General features: G+C 67.8%; 18 protein-coding genes. 10 read left to right on the top strand and 8 right to left on the bottom strand.

Annotated features, from left to right (window positions below; translation table 11 throughout):
* Positions 1–223 precede the first annotated feature (223 nt).
* A complete protein-coding gene (locus ACM6LU_RS05775; RefSeq protein WP_414936491.1) occupies positions 224–943 on the bottom strand; it encodes a hypothetical protein in 720 nt (239 codons plus the stop codon).
* Between the two features lie 89 nt (positions 944–1,032).
* Between ACM6LU_RS05775 and ACM6LU_RS05770 the strand changes: the two genes are divergently transcribed.
* Positions 1,033–1,593: a peptidylprolyl isomerase gene (locus tag ACM6LU_RS05770; protein WP_414936490.1), complete on the top strand. Its 561-nt coding sequence runs from the start codon at positions 1,033–1,035 to the stop codon at positions 1,591–1,593.
* 52 nt (positions 1,594–1,645) lie between these two features.
* A complete protein-coding gene (locus tag ACM6LU_RS05765) occupies positions 1,646–2,608 on the top strand; it encodes a rhomboid family intramembrane serine protease (protein WP_414936489.1) in 963 nt (320 codons plus the stop codon).
* A 268-nt stretch (positions 2,609–2,876) separates the two neighbouring features.
* On the opposite strand, the gene ACM6LU_RS05760 is transcribed toward ACM6LU_RS05765, so the two are convergent.
* Positions 2,877–3,254 (bottom strand): PH domain-containing protein, encoded by a 378-nt coding sequence (locus ACM6LU_RS05760; RefSeq protein WP_414937099.1) that lies wholly within the window; start codon positions 3,252–3,254, stop codon positions 2,877–2,879.
* Positions 3,255–3,372: 118 nt separating this feature from the next.
* Positions 3,373–3,639, bottom strand: a complete 267-nt coding sequence (crgA, locus tag ACM6LU_RS05755) for a cell division protein CrgA (protein WP_037308756.1) — start codon at positions 3,637–3,639, stop codon at positions 3,373–3,375.
* A gap of 402 nt (positions 3,640–4,041) precedes the next feature.
* Here crgA and ACM6LU_RS05750 point away from each other — a divergent pair, with 402 nt between their 5' ends.
* From ACM6LU_RS05750 to ACM6LU_RS05740, 3 genes are read left to right on the top strand one after another with little or no spacing between them, the layout of a single operon-like run.
* The gene (locus ACM6LU_RS05750; RefSeq protein ID WP_414937098.1) at positions 4,042–4,965 is read left to right on the top strand and encodes a class E sortase; all 924 of its coding nucleotides are present in this window, start codon (positions 4,042–4,044) and stop codon (positions 4,963–4,965) included.
* The gene (locus tag ACM6LU_RS05745) at positions 4,965–5,120 is read left to right on the top strand and encodes a hypothetical protein (RefSeq protein ID WP_409489491.1); all 156 of its coding nucleotides are present in this window, start codon (positions 4,965–4,967) and stop codon (positions 5,118–5,120) included. The genes ACM6LU_RS05750 and ACM6LU_RS05745 overlap by 1 nt, the downstream gene beginning before the upstream one ends.
* Before the next feature lie 2 nt (positions 5,121–5,122).
* Positions 5,123–6,100, top strand: a complete 978-nt coding sequence (locus ACM6LU_RS05740) for an LLM class flavin-dependent oxidoreductase (protein WP_414936488.1) — start codon at positions 5,123–5,125, stop codon at positions 6,098–6,100.
* On the opposite strand, the gene ACM6LU_RS05735 is transcribed toward ACM6LU_RS05740, so the two are convergent.
* The 3 genes from ACM6LU_RS05735 to ACM6LU_RS05725 all read right to left on the bottom strand — a co-directional run bounded on the left by ACM6LU_RS05735 (position 6,097) and on the right by ACM6LU_RS05725 (position 8,051).
* The gene (locus tag ACM6LU_RS05735; RefSeq protein WP_414936487.1) at positions 6,097–6,489 is read right to left on the bottom strand and encodes an SCO5389 family protein; all 393 of its coding nucleotides are present in this window, start codon (positions 6,487–6,489) and stop codon (positions 6,097–6,099) included. The genes ACM6LU_RS05740 and ACM6LU_RS05735 overlap by 4 nt on opposite strands.
* A gap of 101 nt (positions 6,490–6,590) precedes the next feature.
* Positions 6,591–7,325 (bottom strand): ABC transporter permease, encoded by a 735-nt coding sequence (locus ACM6LU_RS05730; protein ID WP_414936486.1) that lies wholly within the window; start codon positions 7,323–7,325, stop codon positions 6,591–6,593.
* A gap of 15 nt (positions 7,326–7,340) precedes the next feature.
* A complete protein-coding gene (locus ACM6LU_RS05725) occupies positions 7,341–8,051 on the bottom strand; it encodes an ABC transporter ATP-binding protein (RefSeq protein ID WP_414936485.1) in 711 nt (236 codons plus the stop codon).
* Positions 8,052–8,183: 132 nt separating this feature from the next.
* Here ACM6LU_RS05725 and ACM6LU_RS05720 point away from each other — a divergent pair, with 132 nt between their 5' ends.
* On the top strand, positions 8,184–10,034 hold the full coding sequence (locus ACM6LU_RS05720; RefSeq protein ID WP_414936484.1) for a sensor histidine kinase: 1,851 nt from the start codon (positions 8,184–8,186) through the stop codon (positions 10,032–10,034).
* On the top strand, positions 9,974–10,627 hold the full coding sequence (locus tag ACM6LU_RS05715; RefSeq protein WP_414936483.1) for a response regulator: 654 nt from the start codon (positions 9,974–9,976) through the stop codon (positions 10,625–10,627). Before ACM6LU_RS05720 ends, ACM6LU_RS05715 begins: the two co-directional genes overlap by 61 nt.
* Before the next feature lie 190 nt (positions 10,628–10,817).
* On the opposite strand, the gene ACM6LU_RS05710 is transcribed toward ACM6LU_RS05715, so the two are convergent.
* Positions 10,818–12,137, bottom strand: a complete 1,320-nt coding sequence (locus tag ACM6LU_RS05710) for an FAD-dependent oxidoreductase (protein WP_414937097.1) — start codon at positions 12,135–12,137, stop codon at positions 10,818–10,820.
* Between the two features lie 111 nt (positions 12,138–12,248).
* Between ACM6LU_RS05710 and ACM6LU_RS05705 the strand changes: the two genes are divergently transcribed.
* The 3 genes from ACM6LU_RS05705 to ACM6LU_RS05695 are packed head-to-tail and all read left to right on the top strand — an operon-like array spanning position 12,249 to position 14,334.
* Complete coding sequence (locus ACM6LU_RS05705; protein ID WP_414936482.1) at positions 12,249–12,893, top strand: aminodeoxychorismate/anthranilate synthase component II; 645 nt, start codon at positions 12,249–12,251, stop codon at positions 12,891–12,893.
* On the top strand, positions 12,890–13,702 hold the full coding sequence (locus ACM6LU_RS05700; protein ID WP_414936481.1) for an ATP-binding cassette domain-containing protein: 813 nt from the start codon (positions 12,890–12,892) through the stop codon (positions 13,700–13,702). The genes ACM6LU_RS05705 and ACM6LU_RS05700 overlap by 4 nt, the downstream gene beginning before the upstream one ends.
* Complete coding sequence (locus ACM6LU_RS05695; protein ID WP_414936480.1) at positions 13,690–14,334, top strand: hypothetical protein; 645 nt, start codon at positions 13,690–13,692, stop codon at positions 14,332–14,334. Before ACM6LU_RS05700 ends, ACM6LU_RS05695 begins: the two co-directional genes overlap by 13 nt.
* Positions 14,335–14,510: 176 nt before the next feature.
* Here ACM6LU_RS05695 and ACM6LU_RS05690 read toward each other — a convergent pair whose 3' ends face one another.
* A complete protein-coding gene (locus tag ACM6LU_RS05690; RefSeq protein WP_414936478.1) occupies positions 14,511–14,972 on the bottom strand; it encodes a type II toxin-antitoxin system Phd/YefM family antitoxin in 462 nt (153 codons plus the stop codon).
* Between the last annotated feature and the right edge of the window lie 31 nt (positions 14,973–15,003).

Genomic DNA, 15,003 nt, shown 5'->3' with positions numbered 1-15,003 from the left:
CCCTTCATCGCGTTTACGTGGGCCTTCGGCCCGAAAGAGGGCGCGCGACCGGTGAAGTCTCGCCGTCGCGCTGGCGCGCTTCGGCGAGACGGGGGGTCCGCCGGTGCTGTTGTGGGGTGCGTTGATCTTCGGGCTTGGGTCGCTTTGGACGTGAGAGGGCCGTCCAGTGGCCTTGTGGGTCACTGGACGGCCCGTGCGACAAGTAGGGGACGAGGGGTAGGCGTCAGTTCTTCTTGTCGGCGGAGCTGGTTGAAGCCTGGTGCCCGTTCTTCGGGGTACCGGACTTCGGTGTCGCGGGCTTCACCGGAGCCGGAGCCGGACCGGAAGCGGCAGGCTTCGCGGGATCGGGCTTCGGCGCGGCCGCGGCCCCGGCCCCGGCCGGAGCGGCGGGCTTCACGGGGGGAGCGGGCGGTGCCTTCGGCGGAGCAGGCGCCACCGGCGGCTCCTGCTTGGAACGCAGGGCGTAGGCGGCACCGCCGCCGACCACCGCGATACCGATGACCCACGGCCAGCGGCGACGCTTACGCGTCCCCTTGGCAGCGGACTTCGCTTCCACGAGCGCGGCCCTGAAGTCCTTCTTCGCGGCCTTGAAGTCCTTCTTGCCCCGGCGCTTGGACTCACCGGTGGACTTCGCGGCCAGGATCGCGGCCTTACGTGCCTTACGGCCCGGCTTCCGCATCTCGGAAATTCTGGCCAACGCCTCCTTACGAGCCGCCTTCGAGCTCCGCTTGAGCTCCTTGCGGGTCAGTTCCGTCTTCTTCGCGAGCTTCTTGCGCGCGCGACGGCTGGTCTTAGCGATCTCACCGGCGCTCTCGGAGAGCTTCTGCTCGGCTACCTCGACGGCGTGGGCGGTGGCTTCCTTACCCGCCTCAACCGCACGTTTACGCAGGCCGAGCGCGCCGGCCTTCGCCGACTCGCTCACCGAATCTGCGGTCCGGGTCATGGCCTTCACCTCATCAATCGTTTTGATTCTGCTTCGTTGCTCGTAACCTATCGTGCCCCTTTCCCCCAGATCTTGCCGCAGATGGCACGATGACGCTCGTGACTGAAAGCAAGGGATCCCTCATCGGTGGCGCATCGAAGGCCACTCTGCACACCAATCAGGGTGACATCCACCTGAACCTGTTCCCCGACCACGCGCCGAAAACGGTCGCGAACTTCGTCGGGCTGGCGGAGGGCGGCAAGGAGTACACCCAGCCCAACGCGCAGGGCACGAACTCGGGCCCGTTCTACGACGGGTCGATCTTCCACCGCGTCATCGACGGCTTCATGCTCCAGGGCGGCGACCCGACCGGCACCGGCCGCGGCGGCCCCGGCTACAAGTTCGGCGACGAGTTCCACCCGGAGCTCCAGTTCTCCAAGCCGTACCTGCTGGCCATGGCCAACGCCGGACCCGGCACCAACGGCTCACAGTTCTTCATCACCGTCGCCCCGACGACGCACCTGAACTTCAAGCACACGATCTTCGGCGAGGTCGCGGACCAGGCATCCCGCGACGTCGTCGACGCGATCGGGCGCACGGCGACCGGTCCGGCCGACCGTCCGCTGCAGGACATCGTCATCGAGAAGGTCAGCATCACCCGCGAAGGCTGACAACGCTGATCACAAAGCCGGCTACGGGGGATTTCGGTAGGTTGGTGGCATCGTGAGCCAACCACCGAATCCCCAGTACCAGCAGGCCGCCATGCCTGGTTGCTGGTGGCACCCGAACCGGCGGACCGGGCTGAGCTGTTCGCGCTGCGAGCGTCCAGCCTGCCCGGACTGCCTGCGTGAAGCGTCCGTGGGCTTCCAGTGCACCGACTGCGTGCAGGCAGGCCGCCAGCAGGACCGCGTCCAGCAGAAGCAGTATCGTGACGCCGGCTACGGCGCGACCACCCTCGCCGGCGCTCAGCCGCCTCGGACGGCTCTCGTGACGCCGGCCCTCCTGGCGCTCAACGTCGTCATCTTCTTCATCACGGTCGCGCTGTCCGGCAGCATCTCGAACAACAACATCTCGGAGTTCTTCCAGCTCGGCAACCTGGACAACGCGCCGACACTCGCGGGCAACGAGTGGTGGCGGATCTTCACCTCGGGATTCCTGCACTTCGGCGTGCTGCACATCGCGAGCAACGCCTTCTCGCTCTGGTTCGTGGGCCGCCCGCTGGAGCTCGCGCTCGGACGGCTCCCGTTCACCGCGCTCTACTTCGTGTCGATGCTCGGCGGCTCGGCCGCGTGCCTGGTGTTCTCGGGCCTCGACGCCTTCCCCGTGGTGGGCGCGTCCGGCGCCATCTTCGGGCTCATCGGCGCGTACACGGTCATCGTCATCAAACTCAGGCTCAACCCGACCTGGTTGCTGATCATCCTCGGCCTGAACGTGTTCATCACCTTCCAGGTGCCGAACATCTCGATCCTCGCCCACGCGGGTGGTTTCGCCGCCGGTCTCTTGGCGACCTTCGCCCTGCTGTACGCCCCGGAAAAGAACCGGCTCCGCTGGCAGATCGTCGGCATCGCGATCGTCGTCGTGGCGATCATCGGGCTCATCGTCTGGAAGGACGCGCAGACGGTTTCCGCCGCGTACTGCCAGTTCACGCCATACCAGGGCCAGTCCGTCTACATCTGCTACCGGTAGTAGCTCCGCTTCCCCCACGTGGGGAGAAGTAACGTGACTGGGTACTTTTAGGGGGGTGCTGTTCGCCCCCGTCGTCGCGAAGACTCTGCTTCCCGGCGTCACTTCGTCGGTGGCGACGCAGACCGTCAGCACGACGAGGCCGGGCGCGGCCAGTGGCTGGGAGGTCACCGCCGATCTGCTCGCCAGCCTTGTCGTACGAGATCTTCGGGGAGTACGCGTCGCCCGCGGTCGCGGGCTGGTCACACGGCCCGAACGGCGACGTCCACTACTACGACAACGCCTGACCCTTGAGGGCGGTGAGGACGTCCATGACGTCCCTGGGGTCCTCGCCGAGGTCGATCCGGCCGAACACCAGCAGATGTTCGCCGGATTCGACCTCGAGGGTCAGACTGTCCCGGCCGAAACGGCGCGTCGTGCGCAGCCGGAGCCGGGCTTCGGCCCAGGAGTACTGGTACGCGCCACCGGCGGTCCTGGCCAGAATCCCGTCGGGACCGGCGGCCAGCCGGGGACGGAGCAGGGTGCCATGCAGCGCGAGTGCGCCGACGGAGAGCACCGAGATCCCCGTCAGCACGGTGCCGCCGACGTCACCCCCGATGGCCAGCCACACCACACCTGCCAGCAAGAACAGGGTGATCGCCCAAGCCACTACCACAACGTTCTGCTGCGGTGCCCACGAGGTGGGGTAGTTATCCACAGGGGTTATCCACACTGGGGATGAGTCACACCGGTGTAATTCGGCGTCAAGCCGCCAACCGGGGTAATGCTCACCGCCACCGCATCGTCATAAGCAACCCGGCGATCATCAGCACGAAGCCGATCGCGAAGTTCGTGTTGCCCAGATCCGCCATGAAGGGGATCTTGTCACCCGCGATGTAGTTGACGACCAGCCACAACAGGCCGACCAACATGAGACCGAACATCACGATCTTGTAGAACAGGTTCGACGGGCCCGCGGCCTTGACCTTCACCGGCGTGCGGCGATCGGTCGGCGGGGTGTACGCCGTCTTCTTGCGGACCTTGGACTTCGGCATCGTGTTCCTCGCGTACTGTTCGGCTTCCCTGGTGGCGATGACCCGCTTTCGGGTGCGCAACCAGCGCCACGTGCACACGTTAACGTAAACAGGCGCCGCTGGGCACCGTCCGGGACCGGTCGATTTCCCGCACTGTGACAATGGTGTCACACACGGTTCGACACTGTGCTGGTTCGACACTGCGGCTTGGTTCGAGACTGAGGAGCTTGCGTGGCTGAGCGGGAAGAGCCGGGCGGGGACCGACGGCGGTACTCCGAACGCCCACCCGGCGAGGGCCGTCCAGTGCCCCGGCGTAGGCCGGAGGACGCGGCCGGGCCGCGTCGTGGCCAGGGAGAGACGCCTTCGCCCCGCCGAAGGCCGCAAGAAGGCAGGTCGCCGGACGGGCCACCGCCGCGACGCCGGATGCATGGGCCACCACCGCGCCGTCGTCCCGCGCCGCCGCCGGGGTCGACCGAGGAGACCGTCATCTTCGAACCGGTCGGCGGCGGTACCGCGACCGAAGAACGCCCCCCGGCGGAACTGGGCAAGGGCGGCGTCGCCATCCGGACCGTCGGGGAACTCCTCATCACCGCGGGGCTGGTGGTGCTGCTGTTCATGGTCTACGAGGTCTACGTGACCGACCTCTTCTCCGCGGGCAAGCAGTCCGAGGCGAGTTCGGAACTGGACGGCGACTGGTCGAAGGACCGGCAGCTGCATCCGGACCTCGTCGACGGGAAGGCGTTCGCCAGGATCCACATCCCGGTGTTCGGCGCCGACTTCAACTTCACCATCCAGGAAGGCACCACCGAGGCCGCGCTCGAAGTCGGCCCCGGCCACTACAAGGGCACCGCGCTCCCGGGCGAGCCAGGCAACTTCGCGATCGCCGGCCACCGCGTCGGCAAGGGCGCGCCGTTCAACGACCTCGACAACGTCAGCTCGTGCGAGCAGATCATCATCGAGACGCAGACCGACTTCTACATCTACAAGGTGCTGCCCTACAAGGACGAGGTCGAGGGCTGGGCCACGGGCAAGGGCGCCGACCCGAAATGCAAGAACGTCGGGACGCTGCGTGACCCGAACGCCGTCGACGGCGGCGCCTACGGCGAGACCAACGGCCGCCGCATCGTGTTCCCGACCAAGGGCGACACGGTGAACCCGGTGCCGTACAAGGACCCGGAGATCTTGCCCAAGGCCGAGCAGGCCTCCCTGCTTACGCTGACGACGTGTCACCCGAAGTTCTCGGCGCGCGAGCGGCTCATCATCCACGCGGTGCTGGCCCAGCAGGTGCCGAAGAACCAGGTCGGCTCCTACGCCGAACTCCTGCCCAAGCTCTCGGAGGCGCGCTGATGTACGGCTGGATCTGGCGCAAGCTGCCGGGCCCCTTCGCGGTGAAGCTGATGACGTCGGTCGTGCTGGCGCTGGGGATCGTCGCCCTGCTGATGTTCGTCGTCTTCCCGTGGCTGGAACCGCGGCTGTGGTTCAACGAAGTGAGCGTCCAGTAGGCGTGCGTTTTGGTGTCTTCCTCGTTTCCGGGCGGTTTCCCGGACAGGAGGACGCCGACGTCCTGCGCAGGTCGGTCGACGCCGCCGTCGCCGCCGAACGGGCCGGATTCGACGACGTCTGGTTCGCCGAGCACCACTTCATGCCGTACGGCGTGTGCCCGTCCGCGATCACGCTCGCCGCGCACGTGCTCGGCCGCACCGAACGGATCGCGGTCGGCACCGCGGTGAGCGTGCTGTCGATCGCGCATCCGGTGGCGCTCGCCGAACAATGGTCGCTGCTCGACGCGGTTTCCGGCGGACGGCTGCGGATCGGCGTCGGCCGGGGCGGGCCGTGGCAGGACCTCGAGGTGTTCGGCACCGGGGCGTCCCGCTACGAAACGGGGTTCGAGGAGAGCCTCGATCTGCTGCTCGCGGCGATGACTTCGAAGACCGTCTCGGCCGATGGCGACCACTTCGAGTTCCGTGAGGTCCCGATGGTGCCGCGGCCCCAGCGGGCTCCGCGCCTGGTCGTGGCCTGTGGTGACGCCGGATCGCGTGCCGTCCGGCTGGCTGCCGACCGTCGGCTGCCGATGCTGCTCGGCCTGCACGCCGACGCCGACGCCAAGATCGAAACCCTTGCCGCATATGGGGATTCGGCCGCCGAACACGTCTCGACGGTGATGTGCCAGGTGGGGGACGACGCGCTGGACGTCGTGCGGTCGGCGTTGCCGGGTTCCCTGAAGGAGGGGTTCGCCGGGCACGTCTCCCTGAACGGCAAGCGGGGGCTGGACAAGGATCCGGTCTCCTACACCGACAAGCTGTGCGAAAGGCACCCGATCGGCGGAGTGGGGTACTGCGTCGACAGGCTGGGGACGAGCATCCGGCGTACCGGGATCTCCCACGTGATCATGATGGTGGAAGCGTCCGGTACGCCGGAGGGAACGCTCGAGAACATCGCGCGGATCGGCGCCGAAGTGCTACCCGCGCTGCGAACCGGCTAGCAGTCGCGCAGTTCCGGGCTCTGGTTCAGCAGCTGGCCGCGTGGCGAGACGAACGCGCGGTAGCGGTCACTGTCCACATGGGACTTCTTGAACACGGCGATCCGGTGGCAGTTCTGGAACGCCAGCTTCACGCCGAAGTGCCGTTCCAGCCCGCCCCGGATGGCGTCCGAGGCCAGCGCCCGCAGCAGCTGACCGCGTTCGGCCTCGCTCGGCGGCGGCGTCTCGTTGTCGGCGAACCCGTCGGGCGCGCCGTCGGCCTCCGCGATGACACCGGTGATCACGGTCCAGGCGTAGGGCAGGGATTCCCGGACACAGGCGACGAATTCGGCGTCGGAGACCTCCCCGCGCTCGGCCTTCTCAAGCAGCGCGGGCGATACATCCAAAGACATCGAACCTCCAAGGTGAACGTTGGCCGTCTCCCTGACTACCCACCCGCGGCCCGCGCCACAAGAGAAAACGATCATCATCACCACTTTGGCGGAAGCCGCCGTCACTCCCAGCGAAAGAGCTTCGCCGCCACTGCACAACTGCCCACCGCGAAAACCGCCAGAACGGCGAGTTGCAGCGGCTGGGCACCGGTGCCGGTCCAGGCGTCTTCGAGGGCTTTGACGCCCGGCGGGATGTACGCGCCGATGTTCTGGATGACCTCCGGGAGCAACGGACGCGGCAGCCAGACGCCGCCGAGGAACATGATCGGGAAATAGGCGATCATCGCGATCCCTCCCGCGGCGCGGCTGGTCTTGGCGACCGACGCGGCGATCAGGCCGAGGCCGAAGATCGCGGCCGTGCCGAGGACGAACGCGAGCAGGAAGCCGAGCGGGTCGCGCGGGCTGGGGACGTCGAAGACGACGCCGGCCGCCACGAGGAGTATGCCGACCCCGCCGATCGTCACGGCGACGTTGATGATCAGCTGCGCCACCAGGAGTTGGGCCGGGTGTACCGGGGTGGTGGCGAAGCGGCGGAGGATGCCCTGTTCGCGGTAGGACGCGATGATCCCGGGGATCGACTGCAGGCCCATCATGGCGATGGTGAGCACGATCATCGACGGTACCCAGGCGTCGAGGAAGCGCATCCCCGTAGTTGTTTCGCTCTCCGCGCGAATGCCGGGGATCACCCCGAGCACGGCCGTGATGGCCGTCGGCAGCACGAGCCCGGAGATGACGAAGCCCGGTGAGCGCAGGGCGAGTTTCGTTTCGGTGATGGTGATCTTGGTGAGCGTGTTCATTTCTCGTCTCCGGGATCAGTCGCGGCCGGTCAGGGTCACGAAGGCGTCGTCCAAGGTGGTTTTACCGGCGCGGTCGCGGAGCTCGCCGGGAGTGCCGGTGGCGACCACGCGTCCGGCGTCGAAGATCGCGAGGCGGTCGCAGAGGCGTTCGGCCTCGTCCATGAAGTGCGTGACGAGCAGGACGGTGACCCCGCTGTCGCGCACGGTCTCGACGAGCTTCCAGGTGTCGCGGCGCGCGTGCGGGTCCAGTCCGGTGGTCAGCTCGTCGAGGACGGCGACCTCGGGGCGGCCGACCAGCGCGAGCGCGATCGAGACGCGCTGCTTCTGCCCGCCGGAAAGCTTGCCGAAGTACTTGTTCCGCTGCTCGGTGAGACCCAGTTTCGTAAGCAGGTCGCCGGTGTCGGCGGGGTTCGCGTAGAAGGACGCGTAGAGGTCGAGTGCCTCGTGGACCTTGATCTTGTCCGGCAGGCTGCTCTCCTGAAGCTGTGAGCCGAGGCGCTGCCGGAGGAAGTTGTGGTCCTTGCCGGGGTCGAGCCCCAGGACCGACATGCTGCCGGAGTCCGGCGTTCGCAGTCCCTGGAGGCATTCGACGGTGGTGGTCTTGCCCGCGCCGTTGGTCCCGAGGATTCCGAAGATCTCGCCCTGTTCCACGTGGAACGAAACGTCGTCGACCGCGACGTGCTCTCCGTACGTCTTGCGGAGGTTGCTGACTTCGATGAGTGGCATGCGAAAAACGTTATGGTGCAACGCTTTTCTTCTGAATGGGGCTAGAAGCCCGGTTGGGGTGGGGCTGGGCCCACCCCAACCGGGGACCTGTGGTCACTGCGCCGGGTGAGGGCGGTGGGCGAGACTTCTCGCATGATTCGCAAGTACCTCACCTCGGTGCGCCGCGGCCTCGCGCTCACCGGCCTGGCCCTGGTGAGCTGGCTGGACCTCCTGCTCGTGCTGGTGGGGTTCTGCCTGCTCTGCGCGGGTCTGGTCTTCGCGTACACGCTGGCGCTGGAGGGGGCACGGCCGCGCGCCGTCCTCACCCGGCGGCTGGCCGGGCGCTGGTGCGGTATCGACGTCGAGTCGCCTTACCGGCCCGCTCCGCCCGAGCCGGAACGTGAGCGCGATGGCTGGTACCGCGAAGGGAACAGCCTGTTCAAGCGGTCGTGGTTCATCAAATGGACCAAACGGTTCGAGTGGATCTCCGACGACCCGGCGACCGGGCGCGATCTCGGCTGGCAGCTGTGGAACCCCTTCGCGGGTCTGCTGCTCGTGCCCGCGGTTCTGCTGACCGGACCGCCCGCGCTCCGGCTGTACGGCAAGTGGACCCGCTGGTGGCTCGGACCGCGTGAGCGTCGTGGCGGCGAGGGCTGGCTCAAACGGCACCTCAAGGCGCTCGGGTTCCAGCTGGGGCTGTTCGGGCTTTCGGCCGCGCAGCTCGGGATGGCGGTTCCGACACTGCTCGTGCTGATCGGCCCGGCGCCGCTGTTCCCGACGCTGGTCGTCGCCGGCCGGACGGTGACCGACACCCTGCGCCGCGAAGCCAAGAACTGGACCGGGGTGCGGATCGACCGCCCCTACCTGCCGGAACCGTCGTTCCCCGTGCCGCGGGCGGACGGGATGTACCAGCACGGACGGCAGTTGTACGACACGCCGTGGTGGCCGGCGCGGCTGGCGCGCTGGCGCTGGGCGATGCGGGATCGGGCGACCTGGCGTGACCTGGCGGCCGCGCTGGTCAACTCCGTGGTGCTGCTGCTGATGGCGCTGCCGACGGCGGCCTTGGTGTTCTTCGGATTCCAGGGTGTCTTGGCGTTGTGGGTATGGCGTCCGATCGCCCAGTGGACGAACACCGGATGGTCGACCACGCACTGGTTCTCGATGATCGGCCTGCCCGAGGCGACCAGCCATGGGCAGGCGCTCGCGCTGACTCCGGTCGCCGTCGCGGCCTTCGTCGCCGGGCTGGTCGCGACACCGTGGCTCGCTCGGCTGGGAGCGCGCTTCGCGAAGCTGCTGCTGGGACCGACGGAGGCGTCGCGGCTGGAGCAGCGTGTCGAGCGGCTGAAGCAGACGCGGACGGACGCGTCGGTCGCGCAGGCCGCCGAACTGCGGCGGATCGAACGGGATCTGCACGACGGGGTCCAGTCCCGCCTGGTCGCGATGGGGATGAAGCTGGGGGCCGTTGAAGCCCTGATCGACAGTGATCCGGCCGCGGCGAAACGGCTGGCCGCCGACCTGCGGCATACGTCGTCGGAGACGTTGACCGAGCTGAGGCTGCTGGTGCGGGGGATTCACCCGCCGGTGTTGTCCGAACGCGGTCTCGGTGACGCAGTGCGGGCGATGGCTCTGGACAGTCCGCTGCGGGCCTCGGTGAATGGTGTGGTGCCGCGGCTCGAACAGCCCGCGGAAGCGTGCGCCTACTTCGCGGTCAGCGAGTTGTTGGGCAACGCGGCGAAGCACGGTGAGGCGCGGCGAGTGTCGATCGAGCTGGGTTACGACGACGGTCTGCTGCGGATCGAGGTGACCGACGACGGAAAGGGCGGTGCGAACGCGGCCCGGGGCAGCGGGATTCGGGGGATCGAACGCAGGCTGGGCACGTTCGACGGTACTTTTGCCTTGACCAGCCCGCCCGGCGGGCCGACGAAGGCGACCATGGAGATCCCGTGTCAGCTCGACCCCGATGTGTCGTCGCAGAGGACCAGTACCTCCTCCGGGACGGACTGACACATCTGCTGACCGCGCACGGTTTCGACGTCGTCGAGGCCGTCGGGACCGGGCCGGAACTGGAACGGGCGTTGCGCGAACACCGGCCGGACGTCTCGGTGGTCGACGTCCGGATGCCGCCGACGAACACCGACGAGGGCCTGCAGGTCTCGCTGGCGGTGCGGCGTGACCTCCCCGGATTGCCGATTCTCGTGCTGTCGCAACACGTCGAGCAGCTCTACGCCCGGGAACTGCTGGCCGACGGCGCCGGCGCGATCGGCTACCTGCTGAAGGACCGGGTCTTCAACGCCGACCAGTTCATCGACGCGGTGCGGCGCGTGGCGGGCGGCGGGACCGCGATGGACCCCGAGGTGATCGCGAAACTGGTGGCGGGCAACGCCTCCGACCCTCTCTCCGCGCTGACCCCTCGGGAACGCGAGGTGCTCGAATTGATGGCCGAGGGCTGCTCCAACGCCGCGATCGCCGGGCGGCTGCACTTCAGCGAGGGGGCGGTGGGGAAGCACACCGCGAACATCTTCGCGAAACTCGGCATCGTCGCTTCGGACGACACGAACCGGCGGGTGCTCGCGGTCTTGGCCTACCTGGGTTCCTGATCCTTTTGGTCCGTGAAGGCCCCCTTGAGGGACTCGGAGTCCCGGAAGGAGGCCTTCACGGCGCCCGACAGTTGTCCACAACCGTCGCCGGCTGTGGACAACCCCAACTGACCAGCCCTTTCGCCGCCCCCGGCCGATAGACTGGGTTCGGGGCCGCCCCCTGGGACGGGTGGGGGGCTGGGTAAGTGAGTTAAGAGCGCGAGATCTGGGTCATTTCGTCGCGTTCCACGACCTTGACGCGGTCCCGGCCGTGCGGAACGCCCAGGGACTTCTCGTGGGCGTCGAGTTTGCCCCAGCCTTCCCAGGTGGTGAAGGGAACGCCGCGCTCGGTGAGGAAGCCGAGGATCGCGTCGGGATCGTCCACTGCCGGGGCCGCCAGGTCGTCGGCGTCGGCCAGCAGGCTCGCGATCGTCTCGGCCGCGTCACCCTTGGTGTGGCCGATGAGGCCGACCGGGCCGCGTTTGATCCAGCCGGTCACGTAGACGCCCGGCACCTGGTCCTCGTCGATGTCCAGCACCCGGCCAGCCTGGTTCGGCACGGTCCCGGTGTTGTGGTCGAACGGGATCTCCGGCAGGTGCGACGACAGGTAACCCACCGCGCGGTAGACGGCCTGGACGTCCCAGTCGTGGAACTCGCCGGTGCCGCGCACGTTCCCGTCACCGGTCAGTTCGGTGCGTTCGGTCCGCAGGCCGACGACGCGACCGTCCTCCCCGACGACCTCGCACGGCGAGTGCAGGAAGTGCAGGTGCAGCCGCTTCGGCCGGTCGCCCTGGTCGCGGATCGCCCACTCCTGCAGCGTCTTCACGACCATGTCGATCTGCTTCGACGCCCGCAGCGCGGCGATGCTGCCCTCGTCGAACTCGATGTCCTCCGGGTACACGACGACCTCGACGTTCGGCGAGTGGTCCAGCTCACGCAGTTCCAGCGGCGTGAACTTCGCCTGAGCCGGGCCGCGACGGCCGAACACGTGCACATCGGTGACCGGACTGGCCTTCAGGCCCTGGTAGACGTTGTCCGGGATGTCGGTGCTGAGCAGCTCGTCCGCGGTCTTCGCGAGAATCCGCGCCACGTCGAGCGCCACGTTCCCGACACCGAGAACGGCGACCGAGGTCGCGTTCAGCGGCCAGGTGCGCGGGACGTCCGGGTGACCGTCGTACCAGGAGACGAAGTCCGCGGCGCCGTAACTGCCGTCGAGGTCGATGCCGGGGATGTCGAGCGCGCGGTCGGCCATGGCACCGGTCGAGAAGATCACCGCGTCGTAGAACTGGCGCAGATCGTCGAGTTTGAGGTCGGTCCCGTAGTCGACGTTGCCCAGCAGCCGGACGTTCGGCTTGTCGAGCACCTTGTGCAGGGCGGTGACGATGCCCTTGATCCGGGGGTGGTCGGGCGCGACGCCGTACCGGATCAGCCCGAACGGCGCCGGCATACGCTCGAACAGGTCGATCGTCACGTCTGCGTCGGACTTGTCGAGGATGTCGGCGGCGTAGATGCCGGCCGGACCGGCACCCACGATGGCTACACGAAGAGAACGGCTCACCCCTACCACGGTAAGTTAGGTAGCCCTAACAATCATTGTGATCTGGCGTACGGTCCACCTGGTGGGAGCCGCTAAGCTGGCGGTATGCGCGTGCTCGTCGTCGACAACTACGACAGTTTTGTCTACAACCTGGTCCAGTACCTGGCCCAGCTCGGCGCCGACTGCACTGTCTGGCGTAACGACGTCGTGGAGATCGACAAGCTCGGCGAGTTCGACGCGGTCCTCGTCTCTCCCGGCCCCGGAACCCCGGAACGTGCTGGTCAGAGCATGGACGTCGTCCGCGAATGCGCTCAAAAGCGGATCCCGATGCTCGGCGTCTGCCTCGGCCACCAGGCCTTGGGCGTCGTCTTCGGCGCCACCGTCGACCGCGCCCCTGAACTGCTGCACGGCAAGACGAGTCAAGTCCGTCATTCGGGCGACGGAGTGCTCGCCGGGCTCCCTGACGAATTCACCGCCACGCGGTACCACTCGTTGACCGTTTTGCCGGAAACCATCGACGACACCGTGTTCGAGATCACAGGCCGCACCGAGTCCGGTGTCGTGATGGGCATGCGGCACCGCGAGCTGCCGCTCGAAGGCGTCCAGTTCCACCCCGAATCCGTGCTCACGCAGGGCGGGCACCGGATGCTGGCGAACTGGATGGCTTCGGCCGGGCACCCGGTCGCCGACGCCACGGTCAACGAACTCGAACAGGCGACCCGCGCACTGCAGAAGGCCGCTGCTGCGTGACCTCACTGATCCGGCTCGACGGAGTCGGTAAGCGCTATGGCCGCGGCGAACCCGTGCTCGTCGACGTCGACCTCGACGTCCCACCGGGCCGCGTCATCGGCATCCTCGGCTCGAACGGGTCGGGCAAGTCGACGCTGCTCAAGCTCCTCGCGGCACTTTCCCGCGGGACCTCGGGAACCATCGTGGGCAGCCCGCGGGTCGGCTACCTGCCGGACCGCTTTCCTGGCGGACAGCGGATGAGCGCCAGAGCTTACCTGCGGCATATGGCCCGCATCGACGGACTTGTCGACTTGTCGGCCATAGATCCCCTGCTGGACAGGCTGGCGCTGGTCGGCGGGCCGGACGCACCGTTGCGGACGCTGTCGAAGGGCAACGCCCAGAAAGTCGGTCTCGCCCAGGCGGTTCTGGTCGAACCGGAGCTGCTGATCCTCGACGAACCTTGGTCCGGCCTCGACGTCGAGGCCCACACGGTGCTCGGCGAACTCGTCGCCGAGACCAAGGAACGTGGCGCGAGCGTGGTCTTCACCGACCATCGGGCGGCCGCCGTGCACGCCCACGCCGACGACGTCCACCGGATGGACGAGGGGCGCCTGATCCGCGTCGAAGCGGCCGCGAAAGCCGAAGCCGCGACAAAGATCGTGCTTCACGGACCCGGTGGCGACTGGTCGGCGGAACCCGGCGTCAGCCAGGCCGTGGCCGACGGCGAAAGAGTCGTCCTGACGGTCGAAGCCGGGCACACGGACGCAGTCCTGCTGCGCGCACTCAACCGGGGCTTCTCGGTCCGGGAGGTGGCGCCGTGCTCGCCATGACCCGCTACTACCTCGCACTGCTCGGCCATTCCCAGCGCTATCTCCCCGCGATCCTCGCCTACCTCGCGGTCAGCACCGTGCTCTACACGGATCCGAAGTCACCGCTGCTGCCGCAGTACGGGATCAGCGCGGGATCGCTCCTGGTGGTCTCGTGCTGGCTGACGATCGCGATGCTCGACGTCGAGGACCCGGTCCAGCGGCTGGTGACCTTCAGCCACGCGCGACGCTGGCGATCGGTCCTCGGCGGCGCGACACTGGCCGTCTTCGGCTGCGCCGCCGTGCTGATCTTCGTGACGCTGGCGTGGTCGGGGATCCGGTCCGGCGGCTTTCCGATCGGCACCCTCGCCCTCGGCGCCGCGGCGCACGCGTTGTGCGCGCTGTTCGGGATCGCGATCGGCCTGCCCTGTTCGCGACTGCTGATCCCGCGGATCGGCTGGTCCGTACTGGCGGCGATCTTCGCGCTCGCCGCCGTGCTGCTGGTGAAATGGCTGCCGTTGGCCAACCCGCTGCTGCGTGCCCTGACTTCGCAACACCCACTGGCCGGTCCGTTCACGGTGGCCGCGGTGGCGGCCGTCGTCGTCTTGCTCGTGAGCGCGACGGCCGTCGGCCACCTGCTCCGCCGCAACGCCTGATGGCCAGCCGCTGACTCGAGGGTCCTGCCAAAAACTTCCCGAGAGCTTGGCGTGAGGCTTCAGTCCGTGGCCGCCTGCGATCACCTTGACGAAAGGCGCGAGGTCGGTGAAATCGGGGCCGTCGCGAGTGACCAGAGGAATTCGATGGATCGCCGCGACCGACGCGATGAGGAGAATCATTCGCGCTTCCACTCGTTGGAGGCGGACCAGCCGAGAGGCCCTGTCGTGAGGCCGGTCCGCGCCGTGCACTCCGGCGGCCAGCTCCGCCAAGGTGATCGAGCCGATGGCCGCGGGAGCGTCGAGTGCGAGTTCATCGGGACGAGGCAGGGCGATGACAGTTGAAGTGTCGAGCAGAACCGCTTCTGCCACCGCTGCGGCTCTCCCGGGCCGCGGTGCGGGTCAGGATCCGCCGCGAGATCGACGTCCGCGAAGAACTGTGCAGGATCCTCCGGCGGAAGATCACCGAGAAGCTCGATCAGCTCGCCGAACGGAACGAAGGTCGGTTTCTGGCTGTGCGGCACGAGATCCGCGACAGGCGTGCCGTTGCGCGTGAGAACGAAGCTGTCCCCTTCTTCGACGGCACGCATGATGTTCGGCGTGTCATTGCGCAGTTCGCGTTGTGTGATCTGCCGGACCATATGCCTGGTGAAGCGCTTCGTAGCGACCTGG

The sequence above is a fragment of the Amycolatopsis sp. cmx-11-51 genome, assembly GCF_047608665.1.
Taxonomy (GTDB): Bacteria; Actinomycetota; Actinomycetes; order Mycobacteriales; family Pseudonocardiaceae; genus Amycolatopsis.
The sequence above is the reverse complement of the archived record's forward strand: the minus strand, read 5'-3'. Positions and strand labels throughout refer to the sequence as shown.